This window comes from Flavobacterium sp. UBA4854, from assembly GCF_002399805.1.
Lineage (GTDB): Bacteria > Bacteroidota > Bacteroidia > Flavobacteriales > Flavobacteriaceae > Flavobacterium > Flavobacterium ginsengisoli.
Genome location: NZ_DHEI01000054.1, coordinates 31,992 through 51,542, shown reverse-complemented (window position 1 = coordinate 51,542; position 19,551 = coordinate 31,992). Strand labels below are relative to the sequence as shown.

The 19,551-nt window shown below is 31.5% G+C and carries 17 protein-coding genes and 1 pseudogene; 12 read left to right on the top strand and 6 right to left on the bottom strand.

What is annotated here, in order from left to right; translation table 11 throughout:
* A pseudogene (locus tag B3J44_RS08210) lies at positions 1 to 357 on the top strand (DNA gyrase/topoisomerase IV subunit A); the annotation flags it as partial.
* A gap of 61 nt (positions 358 to 418) precedes the next feature.
* On the opposite strand, the gene B3J44_RS08205 reads toward B3J44_RS08210, so the two are convergent.
* Positions 419 to 2,110, bottom strand: coding sequence for an AAA family ATPase (locus B3J44_RS08205; RefSeq protein WP_286967712.1), 1,692 nt, complete (start codon positions 2,108 to 2,110; stop codon positions 419 to 421).
* Between the two features lie 57 nt (positions 2,111 to 2,167).
* On the opposite strand from B3J44_RS08205, the gene tssD (B3J44_RS08200) reads away from it, so the two are divergent.
* From tssD (B3J44_RS08200) to B3J44_RS08150, 11 genes are all read left to right on the top strand, one after another.
* The gene (gene tssD / locus B3J44_RS08200) at positions 2,168 to 2,287 is read left to right on the top strand and encodes a type VI secretion system tube protein TssD (RefSeq protein ID WP_286967711.1); all 120 of its coding nucleotides are present in this window, start codon (positions 2,168 to 2,170) and stop codon (positions 2,285 to 2,287) included.
* A gap of 104 nt (positions 2,288 to 2,391) precedes the next feature.
* Positions 2,392 to 2,787 (top strand): type VI secretion system tube protein TssD, encoded by a 396-nt coding sequence (gene tssD / locus B3J44_RS08195; protein WP_286967710.1) that lies wholly within the window; start codon positions 2,392 to 2,394, stop codon positions 2,785 to 2,787.
* A gap of 32 nt (positions 2,788 to 2,819) precedes the next feature.
* Positions 2,820 to 4,628, top strand: coding sequence for a type VI secretion system Vgr family protein (locus B3J44_RS08190; RefSeq protein ID WP_286967708.1), 1,809 nt, complete (start codon positions 2,820 to 2,822; stop codon positions 4,626 to 4,628).
* 2 nt (positions 4,629 to 4,630) lie between these two features.
* The gene (locus B3J44_RS08185) at positions 4,631 to 6,148 is read left to right on the top strand and encodes a hypothetical protein (RefSeq protein WP_286967706.1); all 1,518 of its coding nucleotides are present in this window, start codon (positions 4,631 to 4,633) and stop codon (positions 6,146 to 6,148) included.
* Positions 6,149 to 6,150: 2 nt separating this feature from the next.
* Positions 6,151 to 6,741 (top strand): hypothetical protein, encoded by a 591-nt coding sequence (locus B3J44_RS08180; RefSeq protein WP_286967705.1) that lies wholly within the window; start codon positions 6,151 to 6,153, stop codon positions 6,739 to 6,741.
* Positions 6,742 to 7,172: 431 nt separating this feature from the next.
* Positions 7,173 to 7,412 (top strand): hypothetical protein, encoded by a 240-nt coding sequence (locus tag B3J44_RS08175; RefSeq protein WP_286967703.1) that lies wholly within the window; start codon positions 7,173 to 7,175, stop codon positions 7,410 to 7,412.
* Positions 7,413 to 7,561: 149 nt separating this feature from the next.
* Positions 7,562 to 7,981 (top strand): hypothetical protein, encoded by a 420-nt coding sequence (locus B3J44_RS08170; RefSeq protein WP_286967702.1) that lies wholly within the window; start codon positions 7,562 to 7,564, stop codon positions 7,979 to 7,981.
* Positions 7,982 to 8,408: 427 nt separating this feature from the next.
* Positions 8,409 to 8,909 carry a DUF2931 family protein gene (locus B3J44_RS08165; protein ID WP_286967701.1) on the top strand — a complete coding sequence of 167 codons (501 nt, stop codon included), beginning with the start codon at positions 8,409 to 8,411 and terminating at the stop codon, positions 8,907 to 8,909.
* Between the two features lie 215 nt (positions 8,910 to 9,124).
* Positions 9,125 to 9,436 (top strand): hypothetical protein, encoded by a 312-nt coding sequence (locus B3J44_RS08160; protein WP_286967699.1) that lies wholly within the window; start codon positions 9,125 to 9,127, stop codon positions 9,434 to 9,436.
* Between the two features lie 195 nt (positions 9,437 to 9,631).
* Positions 9,632 to 10,534 carry a hypothetical protein gene (locus B3J44_RS08155; RefSeq protein ID WP_286967697.1) on the top strand — a complete coding sequence of 301 codons (903 nt, stop codon included), beginning with the start codon at positions 9,632 to 9,634 and terminating at the stop codon, positions 10,532 to 10,534.
* Between the two features lie 547 nt (positions 10,535 to 11,081).
* Complete coding sequence (locus tag B3J44_RS08150) at positions 11,082 to 12,917, top strand: type VI secretion system baseplate subunit TssF (protein WP_286967695.1); 1,836 nt, start codon at positions 11,082 to 11,084, stop codon at positions 12,915 to 12,917.
* On the opposite strand, the gene B3J44_RS08145 is transcribed toward B3J44_RS08150, so the two are convergent.
* The 5 genes from B3J44_RS08145 to B3J44_RS08125 all read right to left on the bottom strand — a co-directional run bounded on the left by B3J44_RS08145 (position 12,907) and on the right by B3J44_RS08125 (position 19,550).
* Entirely contained in the window at positions 12,907 to 14,766 is a 1,860-nt protein-coding gene (locus B3J44_RS08145) for a cytochrome-c peroxidase (RefSeq protein WP_286967694.1), read from the bottom strand. The genes B3J44_RS08150 and B3J44_RS08145 overlap by 11 nt on opposite strands.
* 68 nt (positions 14,767 to 14,834) lie before the next feature.
* The gene (locus tag B3J44_RS08140) at positions 14,835 to 16,313 is read right to left on the bottom strand and encodes a hypothetical protein (protein WP_286967692.1); all 1,479 of its coding nucleotides are present in this window, start codon (positions 16,311 to 16,313) and stop codon (positions 14,835 to 14,837) included.
* 160 nt (positions 16,314 to 16,473) lie between these two features.
* Positions 16,474 to 17,109, bottom strand: coding sequence for a 3'-5' exonuclease (locus B3J44_RS08135; RefSeq protein WP_286967690.1), 636 nt, complete (start codon positions 17,107 to 17,109; stop codon positions 16,474 to 16,476).
* Between the two features lie 2 nt (positions 17,110 to 17,111).
* Entirely contained in the window at positions 17,112 to 19,034 is a 1,923-nt protein-coding gene (locus B3J44_RS08130; RefSeq protein ID WP_286967688.1) for a DUF294 nucleotidyltransferase-like domain-containing protein, read from the bottom strand.
* 144 nt (positions 19,035 to 19,178) lie between these two features.
* Positions 19,179 to 19,550 carry a DNA topoisomerase IV gene (locus tag B3J44_RS08125; RefSeq protein ID WP_198857104.1) on the bottom strand — a complete coding sequence of 124 codons (372 nt, stop codon included), beginning with the start codon at positions 19,548 to 19,550 and terminating at the stop codon, positions 19,179 to 19,181.
* Position 19,551 lies beyond the last annotated feature (1 nt).

Here is a 19,551-nt window from a genome sequence, read left to right as displayed (position 1 = left end):
CGTTTCCTTGTAGAAAATGAAGGAAAAGAAGAAAGCTTTATTACAGATCATCCAAATTCACAGTTAGAAATCGTTTCTACAGATTATCGTCCTGTAGCACAATTGGTTTTTGCAAAAGTAAAAGGAGTTCAAAAAGAAGATCTTCATATAGATGTTGAAGACTTTATAGCCGTAAAAGGTTTCAAAGCTTTAGGAAATCAATTAACAACAGATAAATTAAAACAAGTGAATTTATTAGACCCGCTTCCTTACGAAGAACCAGTCGAAGAAATTCCTGAAAAACCTGAAATTTCAGAAGATGATCCTGTAGAAACAGAATTAGATGACGACGGCCAAATAGGTTTGGTTTTAGAATAAAAAACAAAACGCTAAGAATTTAATTTCTTAGCGTTTTTTTATGTTTTAATAATAATTGATTTTAATTCTCAGAAATGACTACCTCTTGTTTAATCCATTTTACTTCATTGTTTTCGATATAGACAGAAATAGTATCTCCGTTTTGTACTTCTCCGGATATTATTTTTTTTGCTAAAGGTCTTCTTAAATGAGTTCTTATAATATTTTTAATTGGCCTTGCACCTAATTTGGTATTATAGCCATTTTCGGCAAGATAAAGTTTAGCTTCTATCGGAATATTGACCGAAATATTGATGTTTTTCAATAAATCGGTAAATTCTTTTTTAAGATGAATCTCGAAGATTTTCAATGCATTTTCTTTACTGATAGGAGCAAAAGGTACAATTTCAGTTAGACGACCTAAAAATTCTGGTCTAAAATATTGCCCCATAATTTCCATTAAAGTACTTGATGCTGGAATTTTACCTTCATTAAATGTACTTGCAATATGATCTGCTCCAATGTTTGATGTAAACAAAATAATTGCATTAGAGAAATCTCCTTCTTTTCCTAAACGGTCATGTAGTTTGCCTTCATCCATAATTTGAAGAAATATATCAAAAACAGAAGGGTGTGCTTTTTCAATTTCATCGAATAAAACAATCGAGTAAGGTTTTTGTCTAATCTTGTTTATTAATAGCCCACCAGCGTCACTTTGAACATATCCAGGAGGCGATCCAAGTAGTAAAGAAACAGAATGTTCCTCCTTAAATTCAGACATATCAAAACGGATAATGGCATTTTCATCCTGAAAAAGAAATTCAGCTAGACTTTTGGCCAATTCTGTTTTACCTGTGCCTGTCGGCCCTAGGAAGAAAAACGAGGCAATTGGTTGTCCTGTCTTACTTAATCCTGAACGAGATTCGAGAATGGATCCCGCTACTGTTTCAATACAGTGATCTTGTCCAATAACTCGTGTACATAAAACCTGTTCTATATTTTTTAACTTTTCGTTTTCTGATTTCTTAAGTTTACCAACAGGAATTCCTGTTTTTTTTGCAATAATCAAAGATAAATCAAATGCTTCAATATGAGATCGTTTATCTAATGCTTTTTCTTCAACTTTATTTATGAGATTTTCAATATAAATTACAATTGATTCTGATGTTTCAAATATATTCTTTCCATTTTGTTCTTCAGCATCGATTAAAAATGTTGTTTTATTTATTAAATCTACTAGAAGCCAATTACATTCTTTGATTAAGTGATCTTCTGATAGTTCTAAAGTGTTAGTTTTTAAAATATTAAGTCTTTCTAGAATGGATTGTTTTTCTTTCAAAAAAGTTTCTCCCGAAGTTTTTAAAACTGACATAGTATGGTCAATTAAACTAATAGCCGATTCAGGAAGGCTTTTTTCTTTTAAATATCGTCTTGATAATCTAATTGACTCTAAAATAGTTTCATCATCAATTTGTATTTTATGATGTTCTTGGTAAGATTTGATCGATTCCCGAATCATTCGAAACAAATTTTCATCATTCGATTCTTCCAGTTTTACAATTTCAAACATTCCAGAAAGCGCTTGCTCTTTCTCAATCTTTTTAGAATATTCATCAATTGTGGATGTGGCAATAACAGTTAGTCCTTTGCTCAGCTCATTTTTTAAGACATTTGAAATTCCAGAATCTGCACCATTGTCTAATAATGAATGAATTTCTTCGATAATTAAAATAGCTTTTGGATATTGTTTTAATTCCTGAATGCAATTTTTCAATCGGTCTTCAATTTCGCCCTTGTATGACGCTCCCGAATGAAATTTACAGAAGCTTACATGGTGAAGTACAAAGAAAACTTTGATCATAACAGTGATAATCCGTTAACGGAAACTTTTATGATTTCTGCTCGTAAAATTTCAATGGGCGGGGGCGAGTTTGATAATGCTTGGGTGTAACACTTAAAGACTTTATCAAACTTGATTAAGCTTGAAAACTATTAAAGGAAGTCTTTTTAAAGGACTTCCTTTTTTATTAATCTACTAACTTAAAATAAATAAACATGAGCTTTTTATCAAAATTGCATATCGACGGAGAAGAATATAACGTACTTGAATTTAATATCAATTTCAAACAAGATATCGATACTTCGAGCAAACCAATAGGAAATGCCAAAGGAGGAATTATAAAAGTAGTAATTGAGGCAACAAAAAACAGTCTTTTTCTGTCCTGGATGTTAAACAGTGATTTAACCAAAGACGGAAAAATTATTTTCTACAGAAGAGATGCCTTAAGTAAAATGAAAGAACTAACATTTGAAAAAGCATATTGTATTGACTATCATGAACAATTTACCAGTACCACCGAAGTGCCTATGAAAATCACAATGGAACTGGTAACAAAAGAACTGACTTTTGGGGACGCAAAATTCTCAAATAACTGGATTGCTTTAGATTAAGTTTTTAAACGTAATTAAAATACGATTTCATTATGGGACATTTTTCAGAGCAGGTGCACATTACCATTGGGGGTTTTACACAAAATATTATTTATTACAATTTAAAGCTGTCACAAAAAATGGCAGATCACCATCATTTTTCATTTGTCTGGCAATATACAGGTAAAGCGGTTATAAAACCAGAAGACCAAGCTCAGGCAATGCGTAAATATATTGGTGATGAAGTGATTTTTACTTTCAAAAGCGTAACCGGAATCAAGCTTATGAGCAAAGGAATCATTATCGAGGTGACTTCAATAGACAGGCATGGAAGCGCGGCTGGTCTGCATATTTCAGGAATAAGCCATAGTAAGGTAATTGACGATATGCCAAAATCCAGAACTTATCTGGAAAGAGGGATGGATGATATTGTTTTGGATTTATTTTCAGAAGGACCAACAGAGTTTTATCAGAGAGATTCTATTAGATCAACTTATTTGAAAGAATTCAATTATATGGCGCAATACAATGAGACCAATTTTGAATTTCTTAAAAGACTGTCAGCCCGCTATGGGCAATGGTTTTATTTTGACGGAATGCGCATGCAGTTCGGACAGCTTAAAAACTCAAAAATTAAACTCATAAACGGAGCTTCTCTCCATAGCTTTAAAATACAGGCCAACATGACTGCGCATAACATTTCACTAGCAGGTTATGATTACAGCAATGCATCAGGTATTCGTGACGCATCTGCAAAAACAACTACAGGCAGTAAAGACAGTTTTGCTTCTATAGTGGGATTTAATCAAGGCACCGTAACGCAAGGAGAATTGAGCATTGGATCATACACCAACAATGCACAAAATAAAGAAGAAATACAGGAAATGATTACGCTGCAAACGGCAGGAAGTGATGCAAACAGTGTTTATTATAGCGGAATCTCCTATTTCCCTTTAGGATTAGGACAGACTTTTACCATTGTAAACCAAACCATAGAGCACCATTTAGTTTGTATAGAAGCCTTACATCACTCAGAAGTGCATGGCAATTATAGCTGTGAGTTCAAGGCAATTCCTGCCGATGTTTCTGCACCGCATTATACCAATACAAAAGTTTTCGCCAAAGCAGAAACCCAGCCTGCAAAAATAGCAGACAACAACGATCCAGACGGACTCGGTCGTGTAAAAGTAGAGTTTTACTGGGCAGCAGGAACCAAAAAAAGCCAATGGATAAGAATGATTCAGCCTCATTCAGGAGCTGGAAAAGGTTTTTATTTTATCCCCGAAATTGGAGAAGAAGTTTTAGTTGGTTTTGAAGGAGGAAACGCGCAATGTCCTTATGTGATGGGAACGCAATATAATGGACAGGAATCATCAGGTTATGCTACTGAAAAGAATGATTTTAAAGTAATACAAACCCGAAGCGGAAACAGAATTATTTCTGATGATGCCACGGGAGATGTTACAATAGAGAGTAAAATGGGACAGACTTTGGCGGTATTGTGCGGTGATGGAAATGTAAAAATAAAAGCTCCAAAAAATATTGAGTTTGAGGCAGGGGAAGATATTGTTATGAAAGCTGGAAGAGATATAACATCTAGTGCGGGACAGGATATTTCAGATATTGCAGGGGTAAATCATACAAGTAAAGCAGGCGGAATTATGACCCAAAGTGCTGTTGGAGATTATAATCTTACCGCATTTGATATAAATGAATCTGCCGTAGGAAAAAGAAATTCCCATGCTGAGATTATACAAGAGCAGGCAGGTGCCATTCAAAAAAATGCGACAGATGATAATATTAATGTACAGGGACAGAAAAAAATAAGTACTAATTCGGGTGAAAATTCTAATTTCTTTTAAATATGAGTGAAGGAGGAAAAATAACCCGTATTATTTTAGGCGAATCTAATTGGACTTCTAAAGGCGATATGAACATAATTGCCACAAAAGGCGATGTTACTTTTTCAGCAGCAAAAAAAGTTAATTTTCATGGTGTTGAAGAAGGTGTTCACGTTGGTAATTATGAATGGCAAGAAGAAAATGATAAGTTTTTTGCAACAGGATGGTATACTTATGATTATGAAGGCGAGAAATATTTAAAGAGAGATTCCAGAGGACCGAAAGCTCATTTAGATGAGATAATTTATTTTCATTTAAATGTTAGTAATAAAGTACCAACAGGTACCGAAATTGTTTTCCAACTGTGGGATTTTGATATGTTCCTCTTTCATGACTGTTTTAATCCTGATGATGACAAGTTTAATGGAAAAAAAGTTTTTATAAAAGGAAAAGTTAGGGAAGTAAATGGAAAAAAAAGAATAACGATTGAATTGCTTCTTGATCCTGCATGGAGTGACGATATTGCAGCAGAAAAGGGAATGCTGACCGATGGTTGCTTAGATTTTTATTGGAAGTGGAATTATAACGGCATCGAATGGAATTCTGAAAGATTTTTGTTAAGGGTTTATTTTTCTGAAAAAACACTAATAATAAAACCGGCTTATCAAGGGTATGGTTTCCCGGAAATAAGAACTGCAGACGGTAATATTGTTGTTTTCTCACCAGGAATTGGATTAATTAATGAACCATCTACGCTTTTAGAAAGTGAGATTGAAGAGATTAAAAACCATATAGAAAGCGAAATTTGGGGCAGTGTAGGTAATGTTATACAAAAATACCGAGATAAAGTACAGCAAACTATTGCGGTAAAACAGCTCGAAAAAGGGCATCTGGTAAACAATTTAGGCAAACTAGAATTTAGCCGAAGAATATACACACAGCCTGTTTTCGACAACAGCGGAGAACTTTATATTATTAAAAAGGCTGCTAATTTTGGATATAAAAAAGAAGGCAAACTAGTTACTACAAAAGGAATAAGCCAGCTGGATTATTTTAAAGATGTAGGTTTTTTTAATAAAGTGACCAATGCTTCGAGAGATTTGGTAAGTATTTTTGGCTTTTCTGATGTAGTTAATTTTGCTATGGACGAACATCCAGAAACTATTATGATAGGTTTTGCTCCTGCAGATTTTTTATTGGCAGTTCTTGCACCAGAATTGAGAAAGTCAATAGAAGAATCTTGGGATACTGTAGTTTTTGATTTGGTTGAAAAGGCTAAGGATAGAGGCATTAATGGTATTAATGAGTTTTTACAAAGTAGTGGAGGAAAAGAAAAACGTTATGCATTTAAATTGTTTAAAATAAATCAAACGACTTTGGATAAATTGTTTCGAGGTGATTTTAAAAAAATAGAAGATATGATAGATTTTTATTACAAAAACCAAAAAGACTCTCAACTATATGATGTTTTTTATTATAAAAAAAATGATGAAGATGATAAAACAACTAAAGTAATAATCGATTGTATTTTTATAAATTAAGTATGATGAAATATTTTATATATATATGTGTTGCAACGCTCCTTATAACTTCTTGCAAAAAAAAAGAATCATATTTTTTAAAGGAAGTTGTTTCAAACGAACAAGTCTTATTGATATTAGATTCTAAAAGGTCACAACTAAAAGATAGTTTGCTGATCAGCTTGCCAAATGAATACCAAATAACAATTAATGATTTGAATTTGAAATATTTAGATATTGATTATTTTATTAACAAGAAGTATTTAAGTATGGTATCTGAATATGTTGTATATGATAAAGCTAGTAATAAACCAATATTTGATTTTAAACCATACTTAATGTCTAAGAACACCTTTTCGATTGTTATTAGAGAGAGAAATCACTTAATTGCAAAAAAAGATGCTCAAGAATTATTAACAAAATATAATAAAAGAAAATTTTTAAACAATTTAAAAAATAGAGATACCATAAATTTAATATCCTATGATAAATTTAGAAAAGATAATATTAAAATTTTAAAGGAATTAAGAAGAATTGATGATAAAATTAGAATTACTACAAGTTGTAAAGGAGAAGAGTTTTTTAATTCGCATGATTTTAAAATACGCTGGTAGTATAAATTTAAAAATCAGATAATAAAGAACTTTTATATAAGTAAGTTATGAAGCACATCTATTTGTATTTTTTTATATGTTTTTTGATATTATCATGTAAGAAAAAAGATCCTATTGAAGTGAAACAGATTATCTCTAAAGAGAAAGTAACTATTGAAGGTAGTTATATTGAGAAAAAAACTTTGAAAAAGTGTTTTTTATTAAGTATTCCTGTTTAATTTGAAATTACAATAAATTCAAGTGTCAATTCTATTTCTTGGATTTATTACATAGATAGAAGAGTTATAGATAAAGATTATTCTGATTTTGAAGTTTATAATAAAATAGATAAAACAAAGCAAAATTTTAAAATTGAACCAAAAGACCCTACTGATACTATATTCCCTATAAATCAAAAAATAAATTTGTTAATCAAAAATAAAAGACATCTATTGTCTGAACAAGAAACAACGGAATTATTGAAAAAATATAATATTTTCAAGTCTATTGACAATTTAAAATCTGGGGATATCATAGAGTTAATATCATGTGATAAATTTAGAGAAGATAATAATGAGCCAATTAATGATTATGAAAAATCAGGAGACAAGATTTATTTTATTGCGAGAAGTCGTGGTAAGGAAACCTTTCGACTTCGTCAGAGAATAGAATGGTACGATGTAAATATGTAGTTTCAATTGATTCTTTTTAACCTTAAAGCTAAAGCCTTTTTTAAATGAAAAGGAAAGCAACAAAAATTAAATAACGAAGAATTCTATAATTTAAAAAATAAGCATTGTGGTAAAAATAATTATTTTTTTATTTAATCGCCAATCATAATATGGGTTGGATTGGCGCGATTATTTCGCTTTTTATAGCTCTTATTTTGAGGGCAATTGCAAGAGATGAAGAGAATAAATTAATAAATGAAGGAAAAAAAGCTCGAACTAGACTTAGAAAAATTGGGAAAAGAATACCTGTTAGTTATAATGAACTTGAAATAAAAACAAATTGTTGGGTACAAGAGGTTGAGGTGGGGACTGGGAGAAATTCACATAATGAATATATAGATGTAAATCTTAATGTCATAATTTTCAAAATAACATTTGATAACATTCATTTTAGAGAGGAATATAGAATAGACATGGAACCTCAAATTTTAAAGATGAAACTAGCAATGCAAAAAGAATTAAGTTTTTATTATGATCCAAATAATGTTAAAGATAATTTTTTAGATTTTGAATTTCTTTTTGATAATTAGGGAATAATGCCCCTTGCTAGCGCGAGCGTCTCGCTCGTGAACACAAAGTTTATTTAACAGAATTATTCTCAAGTGCACGAGCGAGACGCTTGCGCCAGCGGAGATTTTAATGACTCCTATAAATAACGTTTGAAATACTTATTTGTAAATGAAATTAATTATAACAATTTTTTTGCTAGTGTTAATCGCTATATCTGTACAGACCTATTTTTTTAATGGAGAACCACATTCTGAGGAGGCTGTATGCTTTGGAGCTCTTCTAACGACTGATATACTATTAATCTTTGTTTATCTTCGTGAGAGCGAGAATTTACTGTATAGAAGAGTAATAGGGACTCTATTATGTTGTTTTGTAATTATTACAGTCAATTTTTATCTGTTTTTTTTGTACATACAAGAATGGGGTAAAGCTTTTAGAAACTAAATTATGAAGAAAGAAGCAATGTATAATCTAACTAATAAATTTCTTATATTATTTTTGATAATAACAATAATTGCAAATCTTGTTCAATTTTATAATTATAAACCAGATAGAAGATTTGAGTGGACAGGAGGTGTTATAAGTAGTAAAGGAAATATCGTACAGGTTGCGATTTGTGATTTTAAAGGAAATGATTATCATATTAATAAAGATAAGATACTGGATAATAGTTGGGATGAAATTAATGGTTGCGAAGACTATATGAAGAATATTTTCTTTCCTGATAGTCTGTCGATAAAATGGTTTTCTTACAATGAACAAAAATTTTATAGTGGTGATTTTGCTTTGCCAATTGAAATTATCCAGACAAAAGCGACACAAATGGGAATGCTTCCGAGTGTCAAAAATGATTATGACTCAGATAGGATTCTTCATTTTATTGCTGAAGTTCAGCTCAATGGGAAACTTGCAGTTTGGATGCAAAAGTTTAATAAAAATACAAGGTAAAATTTAAAGTTGCGACTTTTCAAGCCCAAGAAATAAAAGCAACATGGCACATTTTTGATCATTTTTCAGATACCGATAGTATATCAGACATTAATATTAGTAAAAAAGTAGCTTTAGTTATGGAACGGCACTCTTATATGCTAAAAATTAAATTACCAAACGCATTTAAGGTTGATGATTTTCAATTTGATTTTTTTAATCAAAATAATTGCTACTTGAATGAAGATAAATTGCAAAGCACTGTTTTTTATAATATTCCAAAAGGTTTTTGGTTGATATGGGGAAACGGAAAAAAACAATTCAATACACAATTTACTTTTGATAAGGATGAAGTTTTAGATTTATTTAGAAAAGAAAGTAATGATAAAGATAATTCAGTATCGCTTGTTCTGGAATTAATAGTAAGTGACAAGAATACTGTAAAAGTAATGCTTAACAATACTTTTACAAATAATAAGGCTGAATTAAGGAACGACTATGAATCTAGATATGAAAGAAAGATTGATGTAAATAATTCATATAATTAACCCGATAGCGCGGATTTGTAACCCTTGTTTTATTAATAACGATAACATTTCATGTCAAAAAAATATGAAAAAAAATATTTATTACTTGATTATTATTGCTATTCCCGATAGCGCGGATTTGCAACCCGATAGCGAGGATTTCATATATGAATAAAAAATTAATATTCAACAAAATTAAACCTCATTACATTTAAAATGAAAAAAATAAAATTCTATATCACTGCAATATCATTGCTGTTTTTTATTGCTTCAATTGCTCAACATAAACCAAACATTGTTGGAAATTATAGCCAAAATGGTGCAAGTTATTTTATACAAAGTGACAATACATTTATTATTGTGGCATATGCAACTTTAATAACTGGTAAATGGCATATTGAAAATAATTTATTGAAGTTAATTCCAAAAAATCCGGACTTTCCTTTTGTGTTATATGGATATAATAATCCCAATGTAAAAGGTACAAAAATAATGTTTTCTGGCTTTAACGATGATGCCACTTTTATAGGACTAAATGGAAATAAGGCCATTCAAAGAGTTTTTAACGAAGACGCAAATTGCTTGGGTTTTCCAAATGTTCATTTATTTAGTGAATCTGCAACAAAAATATCTTTTTCTTATGGATCGGAAAATACGGAAACCAAAGACAGAAAAATGTACATATTTAAGAATGACAATAATTATAATGATTTTGTTGCGCACTATATTTCGCAGTCAAATTTTCCTGAACCAATTATATTTAAAATAAAAGGAAACAGTCTTAAAAATAGGTTTAATGAAGAATTAAGTAGAATTGAAAGTTTACGTAATGAAGATTTAGAAATGATAAAAGAAATAAATAAGACTTCTAAGATGAGTGCAGATATTGTATATTATAATCCTTCATACAAGTATATTTCTGCAAATGAAATTAAACTTGATAAATACAGTTTTAATAAATCTAAAAATGCATATTTACTGAAAACAAAACAAGTAGTAAATAATTCATATCATGATTTAAATGTTCTTTATCAGTATAGTAAACTTCAAAATTTGCAAAATTTTGACGAAAAAAAGACAATAATAAAGAAAACATTATTTCATTTTCAATGTAAATAAGAATTTGAACATCTTTTGTTAAACAAAAACCCGCCCGATAGCGCGGATTTGCAATCCTTGCCCACAACAGTTTGACACAATAAAGATTTCAAAACAAAGTACAAATCAGATATAAGGTTTTCCCTCTGCTAGCGCGAGCGTCCCGCTTGTGAACACAAAGTTTTTTATATAAAATATTTCAAAAAATAGTAGTACTCAAAACGCTAATGAAATTAAAACTTCTCTTTATAATTCTGATGTTTTCTGCTTGTACTCAAAAAAAGTTTTCGGGTTATGTGAAAGATTTTGACAGTAATAAACCAATTGAAAAGTAGGTGTAAGCATTAACGAAAATACCACACAAACAGATAGTTTAGGCTATTTTAATTTAAATGTAAATTGTAATTCAACTTGTACTTTAAAACTCAGTAAGACTGGTTATGCTTTCAAAAAAATAATCAGAAAACCAGATGTGTCAGAAAAGAAAAAGGATGATAAAACAGATAAAAATACAATCTATATGTTTAAAAATGAAAGTGATTTTTCTAATAAAAGGAACCATTAAACCATGAGACAAGAGCGAATAAAAGACAGAGTATTAAAAAGAGCAGCGAGATCATGGGGATTTTCGGATGTTGAAATGGAAACTTCATTTGATCCTGTAGTAGCGATGATGCTGAATGCATTATCATATGAATTGGAAAAAGTAGCTCACGAACTCGAAGATTCTAAAACCCGTGTTGTTGAAAGGGTTTTAGAAATTATGTTTCCAGAAGTGACATCTGGAGCGAAACCCGCCAGGGCTATTGTGCAAGCATTGCCAATAGAGAATAATATTAAAGTTTCTCTGCAAAATCAAATGACAGCAAACAGAAGGATTCATAATATTTATAATCCGTTGGCACCAATTGCAAAAGATATTGTGCTTGCACCAACTTTGGAAGTAAAGTTGTCTGCCTGCGAAATAAAATATATTGCCTATGAAAGAAATCTGCATAAGATATCCAATCTTTTTTATAAAGATCTTGTTAGGAATTATAATCATACTCTGCCAGCAGGAGAGATTGTTCTGGGAATCGAATTAAGCAGTGAAAAGGTATCAGAACTAGATGATTTAATGTTATATATCGATATTAAAAACACTCATCAGAAAGAGATGTTTCATTATTATTTAAAACAAATGAAATGCTTTCTTGATGATAAAGAGATAGAAGTAAAAGAAGGTTATAATGTACCTTTAAATAACCTCGATATTAACGGAATTATTAATAATAACTATTCTAACTTAACTGAAATTCTACAGGAGGTGAACGAGTTTTACTTTGATAATTTTTATACCTTAAAAGGGAATTTAAAATATAAAAGTATAAATGAATATGGATCAGAATATAAAGCCTTTGCAGAAATAACAGATAAAAATGAAAAGCCAGTTATTTGGTTAAAGATGATATTTCCGGAATCATTAGTTCCTCAAATTATCGATAATGTTTCTTTTACAGCAAACTGTATTCCTGTAATTAATAAGAAGAAACATTCCTTAACTAAGACATTGAATACTTTTCTGTCTTATATAGCTTTAGACACAAAGAATGATATTTTTCTAGATCTAGATACTGTCGTAGATGGGTTAAACAGACGTTACGAAATAAAAGAATTTAGGGAAGGTATTTTAGAAGAAGGAAATGCAGTATTAAGGGCTGGAGGAGTTTCCAGATTTGATTCCAGAACGGCTTCTGAATTATTGCAAAATGTGTTAGATTTATTAAAAGACGAAAGTTCTTCTTTTGCAGGTTTAGGAAAAGACTTTATGAACAGTTCTTTAGTTGAGATTAATCAGTTATTAGCTTCGGTAGAACAACAGGCAAAAGAAAGCAATTTTTCCAAAAATAATGATCCTTATTTGATGATTAAGCCCAAAGCAGACGAATCAATAGGAAAATCATTTAAGATTAGCTATTGGTCAACATGTGCAGATGAAGGAAACGATATCAAAGCTGGAACCATTCTGGAATGTAAGGATGATTTGTTTTTTGTAAGCGATAACATAACGCTAATGACGAACACTTCGGGAGGTTTAAATAAACAAAGCAATAAAGACAGAATCTTAGCCTATAGAAATGCTTTATTGACACGAGGAAGAATTGTTACTTTTGCAGATATCAAAGCCTTTAGTTTTAGTCATTTTAAGAATACAATAGAAGATATTAAAATTGAAAAAGGAACTCGAAAGGAAATCTCCGTGAAAGCAGGATTTAGCAGAACGGTCGATATTTATATTAAGACAAATCCTGAAGAAAAACAGCATTTGTCCAATTCGGAGTGGGAGTATCTGTGTGATAGTTTCATGAAGAATCTTAAAAATAAGTCATCAAATGTATATCCATATCGCATGTTTATAGATTAGAAATAGAAAATGCCGAAAAAATATATTTTTCGGCGTTTTTGTTGAATTGAGGTTTTATTTTGGTTTTACTGGTATTTTTATCTGTAAGCGTTTTCATAAAAGCAACAAGCGCTTTTTCTTCTTTTACCGTTAAATTTAGTTTATCAAAAGGAAGAGTTTGGTTTTCTACTTCGTAACCCAAACCTATTCCGCCTCCTTTGTTGTAGAAAGAAACTACTTCTTCCAGCGTTTTAAAAACTCCGTTATGCATGTACGGAGCTGTAACAGCCGAATTTCTAACTGTTGGCGTTTTAAAAGCACCAACCAATTGTGGCATTTGATTGTATATATAACGGCCTTTGTCTGGACTTAAAGATTTCCCAGAAACATTACTAGGAGTTCCAATAACTTCGTGTTCGGTTTTGGAATAACTTGGCGGAACCGTTCCGTTAAACAAAGGCGTAAAATGGCAGGTTGCACATTTGGCTTTTCCCATAAAAAGATTCATTCCTTCAATTTCTTCTTTGTTTAACGCATTTTTGTTTCCACGCATGTATGCATCAAATCGAGAATCAAAAGAGTTTAAAGAACGCACATAACTTGCGATAGCATTTTGAATCTGCCAAGCTTCAGGTTTTGTGTTTTTTGGATAGGCTTTTTTAAAGAGCGCGACATATTCTTTGTCCTGCTGAATTTTAGCATGAATATTTTCCATTGAGCCGTGCATTTCATCTTTATTTTGAATCACATCGACACTTTGCTTTTCTAAATCCAATTGGCGCATATCCCAAAATTGAGCATTCTGTAGAGAAGCATAGGTTAGAGTAGGAGTGTTTCGAGCTAGATTTGAACCTGTAAGCGAAACATTGGTTTTTAAACCGTCAGTAAAAGCCTTTTCAGGATTATGACAGGTTGCACAGCTTCGGTCATTGTTTTTGGAAAGGCCTTTATCGTAAAATAATTTTTCGCCCAAAATTGCTTTTTCTTTGGTATAATTATATTCTTCAGAAAGTACAAAAGCGTTTACATCAAAAGCGTCTTTGTCAAATAAAGTTTCTATCGTTGGTTTTAGCGGACTGTTTTTCTTTACATTTTTTATGTTTTCTTCTTTCTGAAAAGCTTTTAAATTTTTAGAAATCTGATTTAGATATTCGCTAATAAAAACAGCGCGATTAAAAGTATTGAAATTTGTATTGTCCGTACAATACTTTTGTGCTTTTTTAGTGATTTCTCTTAATGTAGCTATTGATTTATTCTGAGGATTAATCTTTTCAAGAGTTTCCGGAATTGAGATTAAACTTTCTCCCGCTTCGGGAATTGAAGACTGCAAAATCGGACTGTCAAAACCTGTAATTCCCAAAGTAATAACTCTGAAAACATTTTGCTGAATAGCATCTAGAACATAATCGTCACTTATTGTAATAACTTCAAAAGTACTTTTAAGTTGTTTAATATTCGATTGAAAAATATTCAATTCTCGTATTAAATCTTCTTTGCTTTTACTGTCATATTCAGGATAAATCATTTCTTCCATAACCTGAAAACCGTGGGGTTCAAAAGATCGGTTTTCTTCCAATTCCATTTCGTCCAAAGCTGGTCCGTTCATAAAACGTGCAGTTTCAGGAATAAAATATTCAATTGCCCATTCGGTTTTTTTATAAGCTAAACGAGATTTTTTAAACTGAGCTACAATTTCTTTTGAAGAGGCATTTGTAGTTACCAATTTCTGAAATTGTACAATTTCATTGTCTAGCTTACCTAAATCAATAAGCAAATCTTGTTTGATAGTTGGTTTTGTAACTTCATTTTCTTTGCAGGAAAAGAAAAAAGAAAGCAGTATAAATAAAAAAGTGAAGTGCTTTAATTTCATAATAGTATTGTAAATAGAAACAACCCCTATTGAAAATAAGGGTTGTTTTTATGGTTTTAACGAAATTATTATCGCTGTACGTTTCTAATAATTACAGTTTGTCCGCCCTCTTTGTTGGTTTGAGTTCCAGAACCGTCAGCATTTTTAAATGCATCACTTTGCCAAGTATGAGGGTGAATATTTACTGTGAAAGTATCTGGAACACCAATAATATCTGAAATGTCTTGCATAGCTCCAAATTCCCAGCTTCCAAATCTCATTTCGCCAGTTTGGTTATAAAGTGTATTCCAAGCTGTATCTGTTCTTTTGTGGTTCATGTTTAACCACGGTTTATTCTGTTTTGTAGCAATATTGTACTGCCAGATATACGAATCGTGCTTAGCATCTGCATAATAACTATCACCATCTTCTTGAATGTAAACGAAGTTCTCAGTCACACATAAGTTATCAGGATTGATAATTCCAGTTCCAGGAGTACTGTCACCTTCAACAGCCAATTCTAAATTTCCTTTTAATGGGTTTGTAGCATCTAATTTTACTCTATAAACTCTTCCCCACATTGTATATCCTTCAACAGGAGCATTGTTTGTTGCTTGACCAGTTGCAGTAAAGTAGATTTCTCTATTGTTGCTTGCGCTTCCTTTTCTATAATCTACGTCTTCAACTCTTGAAAAACGAATTGCTTTTAAAGCATTAACCGTTGTATTGATTACAGCACCAGTTAAGTTTTTTGCATTCGGAATTTCAACAAATTCAACTGGATATGAATTGTTTAAAGTGATAGTTGTTTCAACTTGATTTCCGTCCATTCTTTTTAAAGCGTACAGTTTTCCGTTAGATAAATCACCAACTGTACTAACATACATGATCAACTGACCAGCACTTACGTGTGATGTTGCGTAAGATTGATCTTCTCCAATTATAATAACTGTTTTTCCTGGATAAGCTTCTTTTGGAAGCGGAACAGCATTTTCCATACTTGCTTTTCCTAAAGCTGGTAAAACTCTGTCTGTTCTTGCTTTATCAGTAGATAATCCAAGCGGGTTAATTCCGTGAACCATACTTTCCTGACCGCTTTCTCCCGCAGTTAAAAAGACAGGACCAAATCCGTGAATTTCTGGAGTTGCTAAAGTAGCAGAACACAAACGTGTTAAACCTCCAACACCATCAACGATGTAATCACCTTTTACAGGCTTGAAAGTTTTATCTAAATATACTCTTGATACAGATTGAATAATTTCATGGTTGGTAATCATGATGTATCCATCTCCGTTTGGATCTTTCATTAATCCGGCTCCGTCTGGCTGTGCTCCGTAAACAAAAGAAGGTGAATTTGGTAGTACATCGGCACTGGTAATTAAAGTGCTGATTTTTAAGTTTTCAAAACCTGTCTGAGCATAAACAAAAGGAGGTACTTTTGAATGTGAAGTAAAATCGATGCTTGCGTTTACATCGTTTTTTGAGTCTTTGTCATCATTTTGACAGCCAATTGCAGTAAGACCTGCAATTCCAAGCAAGGTAATCGATTTTAAGAAGTTAGCTTTCATAAAGTGTTTTTTTGTGTTTTTTTGATTAAAGCAAAGCTATCTTTCAAAATCAAAATACATGTTATGACTATTTTTCCTTTTTGCTAACTTTTATAAGTCTTGTATTACTAAAAAGTAAATTAAAAGTTTGGAATGTAAATTTTAGATTCCTAAAAAAATCTTAAAGCGGTTTAAAAAGCTGATTTAGATTGATTGATTTTTTCTCTTTTAGCTTTTTTACAATTTTAAGAAATGCAATCGCAGTAATATAGGCATCGCCTAAAGCAGTATGGCGATCTTTTTTTGAAATATCAAATTTGTCAGCCAAATCATCTAAGGTATAATGATCTTTTCTTTCAAACAGATGCGACTGAATTAAAGTCTTTTTATACAAATAAGCGGTGTCTAAGGTCTTATTTGTTAACGGAGAAAGATTGTTTCTTTCTAAAGCTTTATTAATCATTGTGATATCAAAAATAGTATGATGTGCAATGATTATAGAATCGCCAAGAAATTCTAAAAACTGTTGTAAAGCTTCAAGCTCACTCGGACGTTTAACAAGCAGATCTTTTAAAATACCATGAATTTGTGCCGTAGTTTTATCATAATGATCTTGTTCCAGATAAACTTCAAAACTTTCCTGAACATTAATAATTCCGTTTTGAAGAATCAATGCGCCGATACATAAAATACGGTCATTTTCATAATCAAATCCAGTAGTTTCGGTATCTAAAACCACAAAACGAGTTTCTTCGATCGTAATATTTTCATCGAATAAATTAATTTCTTCTTTTTTCCAAAAATTGAATAAACTCATTATTATACCAGATTTGAGATATTAAAACGAACCGAAATAAGTTCCTGAAGTTCTTTAATAGTTTTAAAAGTACGTTTCAGCTTAATTTTTTCCATTTTGGTTAGAGATTCCAATTCGATAAACTGACCAGAATCATGATGTAGCAGACCTTGTTTAGTTCTAAATTTCAATAAAGCTTTAAACGAATAAGAGCACGATAAATACAATTCTCTATTATTTGGTTCCAGTTCGGCTAATTTTTCAAAACGTTCTGCCGTATTGCTGATTCCTTTAACCGAATGAGATAAAATTAAAACACGAGCGGCATCTGTTAAAGGCATTAAAGCTCTTCGTTTGATATCAAAATTATCTTTGTTTGCACCATCTTGTTCAACCAAAAATTGTCTAAAGAAACCAGTAGGAGATGGGCTTTGCAGAGCACCACTCACCAAGTGCATGTAAAAAATAGGATTTGCTTTTAAATCTTCGAAAATATAATCAGACAATTGGTTTGCGACTTCGGTATCACCATAAGTCAAACTGTAATCAAAGAAAATAAACGACAATAAAACCTCATTTTTACCTGGATTTGTAATCCAATGATGTACATGGCTTTTCCATTCGTCTAAACTCATACACCATTTTGGGTTCGAAGCCATCATTTCGGCAGGACAGTAATCGTAGCCAATTTCAAAAAGACCTTTGTTTACAAGTCCCGCAAATTTGTGAAAATACACTTTAGTTTCATCTCTAAAAACTTCATTTACATTTTCATATACAATTGCATTATCTTGATCAGTATGCAACATTTGCTCTCCGCGTCCTTGGCTTCCAAGTGCAAGCCAAGAAAATTTTACCGGTGGCGGACTGCTCATTTTTTCTAGACAAATCTCAATAACGCGATTTGTGCAAGCTTCATTAAGTTCTGTGATGATTTTTGTAATCAAAGTCATCGGAATATTTTGGTCTAGATAACCTTGAAGTAATTGCATAATTCGGTTGCGAATTGGCTTTATTTCTTTGATTTTTTTAGTACGTTTCAAAGCCTTTATCAAAACCGCAGGATTATTCCCGAGTGCAACCATTACGTCATGTTTGGATAAAATTCCAACCGCTTTGGTGTTTACAGTTCCATCTTTAGTCAAACACAAATGGCTGATATTACTTTTCATCATTGCCATTTGCGCCTCAGTAACTGTCATTTTTTTTGGATATGTAATAACAGGTTTTGTCATTATCGTTTCAGCGGTTGTTGTAATAGGAAAATCTCCAGTAACGATTTTGTTTCGAAGATCTTTATCAGTCAAAATACCAATTGGCAGCATTTCATCAACAATTAAAATCGCACCGACTTTCTTTTTATTCATGATTTTTGCAACATCCTTTACTGTAGTTGATGGACTGCAGGTCACAATTTTTTTAGAATATTTTATAGGCGCTAAGTCAAAAGAATGATTGCTGGAATGAAGATTTTCGTGAAGCTGATCATCATCACCATACAATTTATCTTTATGAATGTCAGAATATGGATTTCGTGTGTTTGAGGCATAACTTTCGATCAAGAAATTACCAACATTTCTATTTTCTAGAGCATAAGGTTTAAAAACCGCAATCGGAATGGCATATAAAATGCTTTCTTCATGCGCGACAGCCTCCATAATATAGTTTTCTTGCGCTAAAAGCGGACGTAATCCAAAAATATCACCTTCGTCACACATGTCTAAAACTGTATTTTTAGTACTTTTTTTAAGAGCAACGGCACCTTTATGAACCACATAAAAAGAATCATGCGTTTTGTCATTTTCAGCAAAAATCACAGCATCTTTTTCTTTATAAATAATAGAAATCTGTTCAGATAGCTTTTCTAAGTCTTTCTGATGAAGAAAATTAAACGGCGGATAATTCTTTAAAAAATCAGCAACCCTTTGCGAAATGGTATTTTTCATTTGGTTAGATTAAAGTTCTAATGTACTATTTAAAATAGAAATGTAAAAGAAACACATTATAATAATTTGCCACAAAGGCACAAAGTCGCAAAGAAATAAGTCCTTGGCGTCTTTGTGCCTTTGTGGCAAAAAAAGCTTAATTATTTAATCAACTTTATAAACAGTACCTCGCTGTTTTTCTTCAGAACCAACCAAGCCAAATTCAAAAGTATAAGAATCTTTAGAAGTCGTTAAAATTTTCATGCTGATTGCTTTTTCCTCAGCCATATTTTTTGGATGTTTTTTTTGGAGAACATATTCGCAATCGCTTACCCAACGAATGGTTGCGGTGTCAGTTTTTCCTTCAAAAGTTTCAATTTCGATGTCGTCTTTACGCTCAAAAAAAGTAGTTTTTTTTTCGCCATTGACTTCGGTTTCAAATTTGAATTTTCCGGTTTTGAAATCTTTACAATTATGCTCTGCATTATAGCAAGATACTAAAGCAAGAAAAGGAAATAAGAATATAATTTTTTTCATT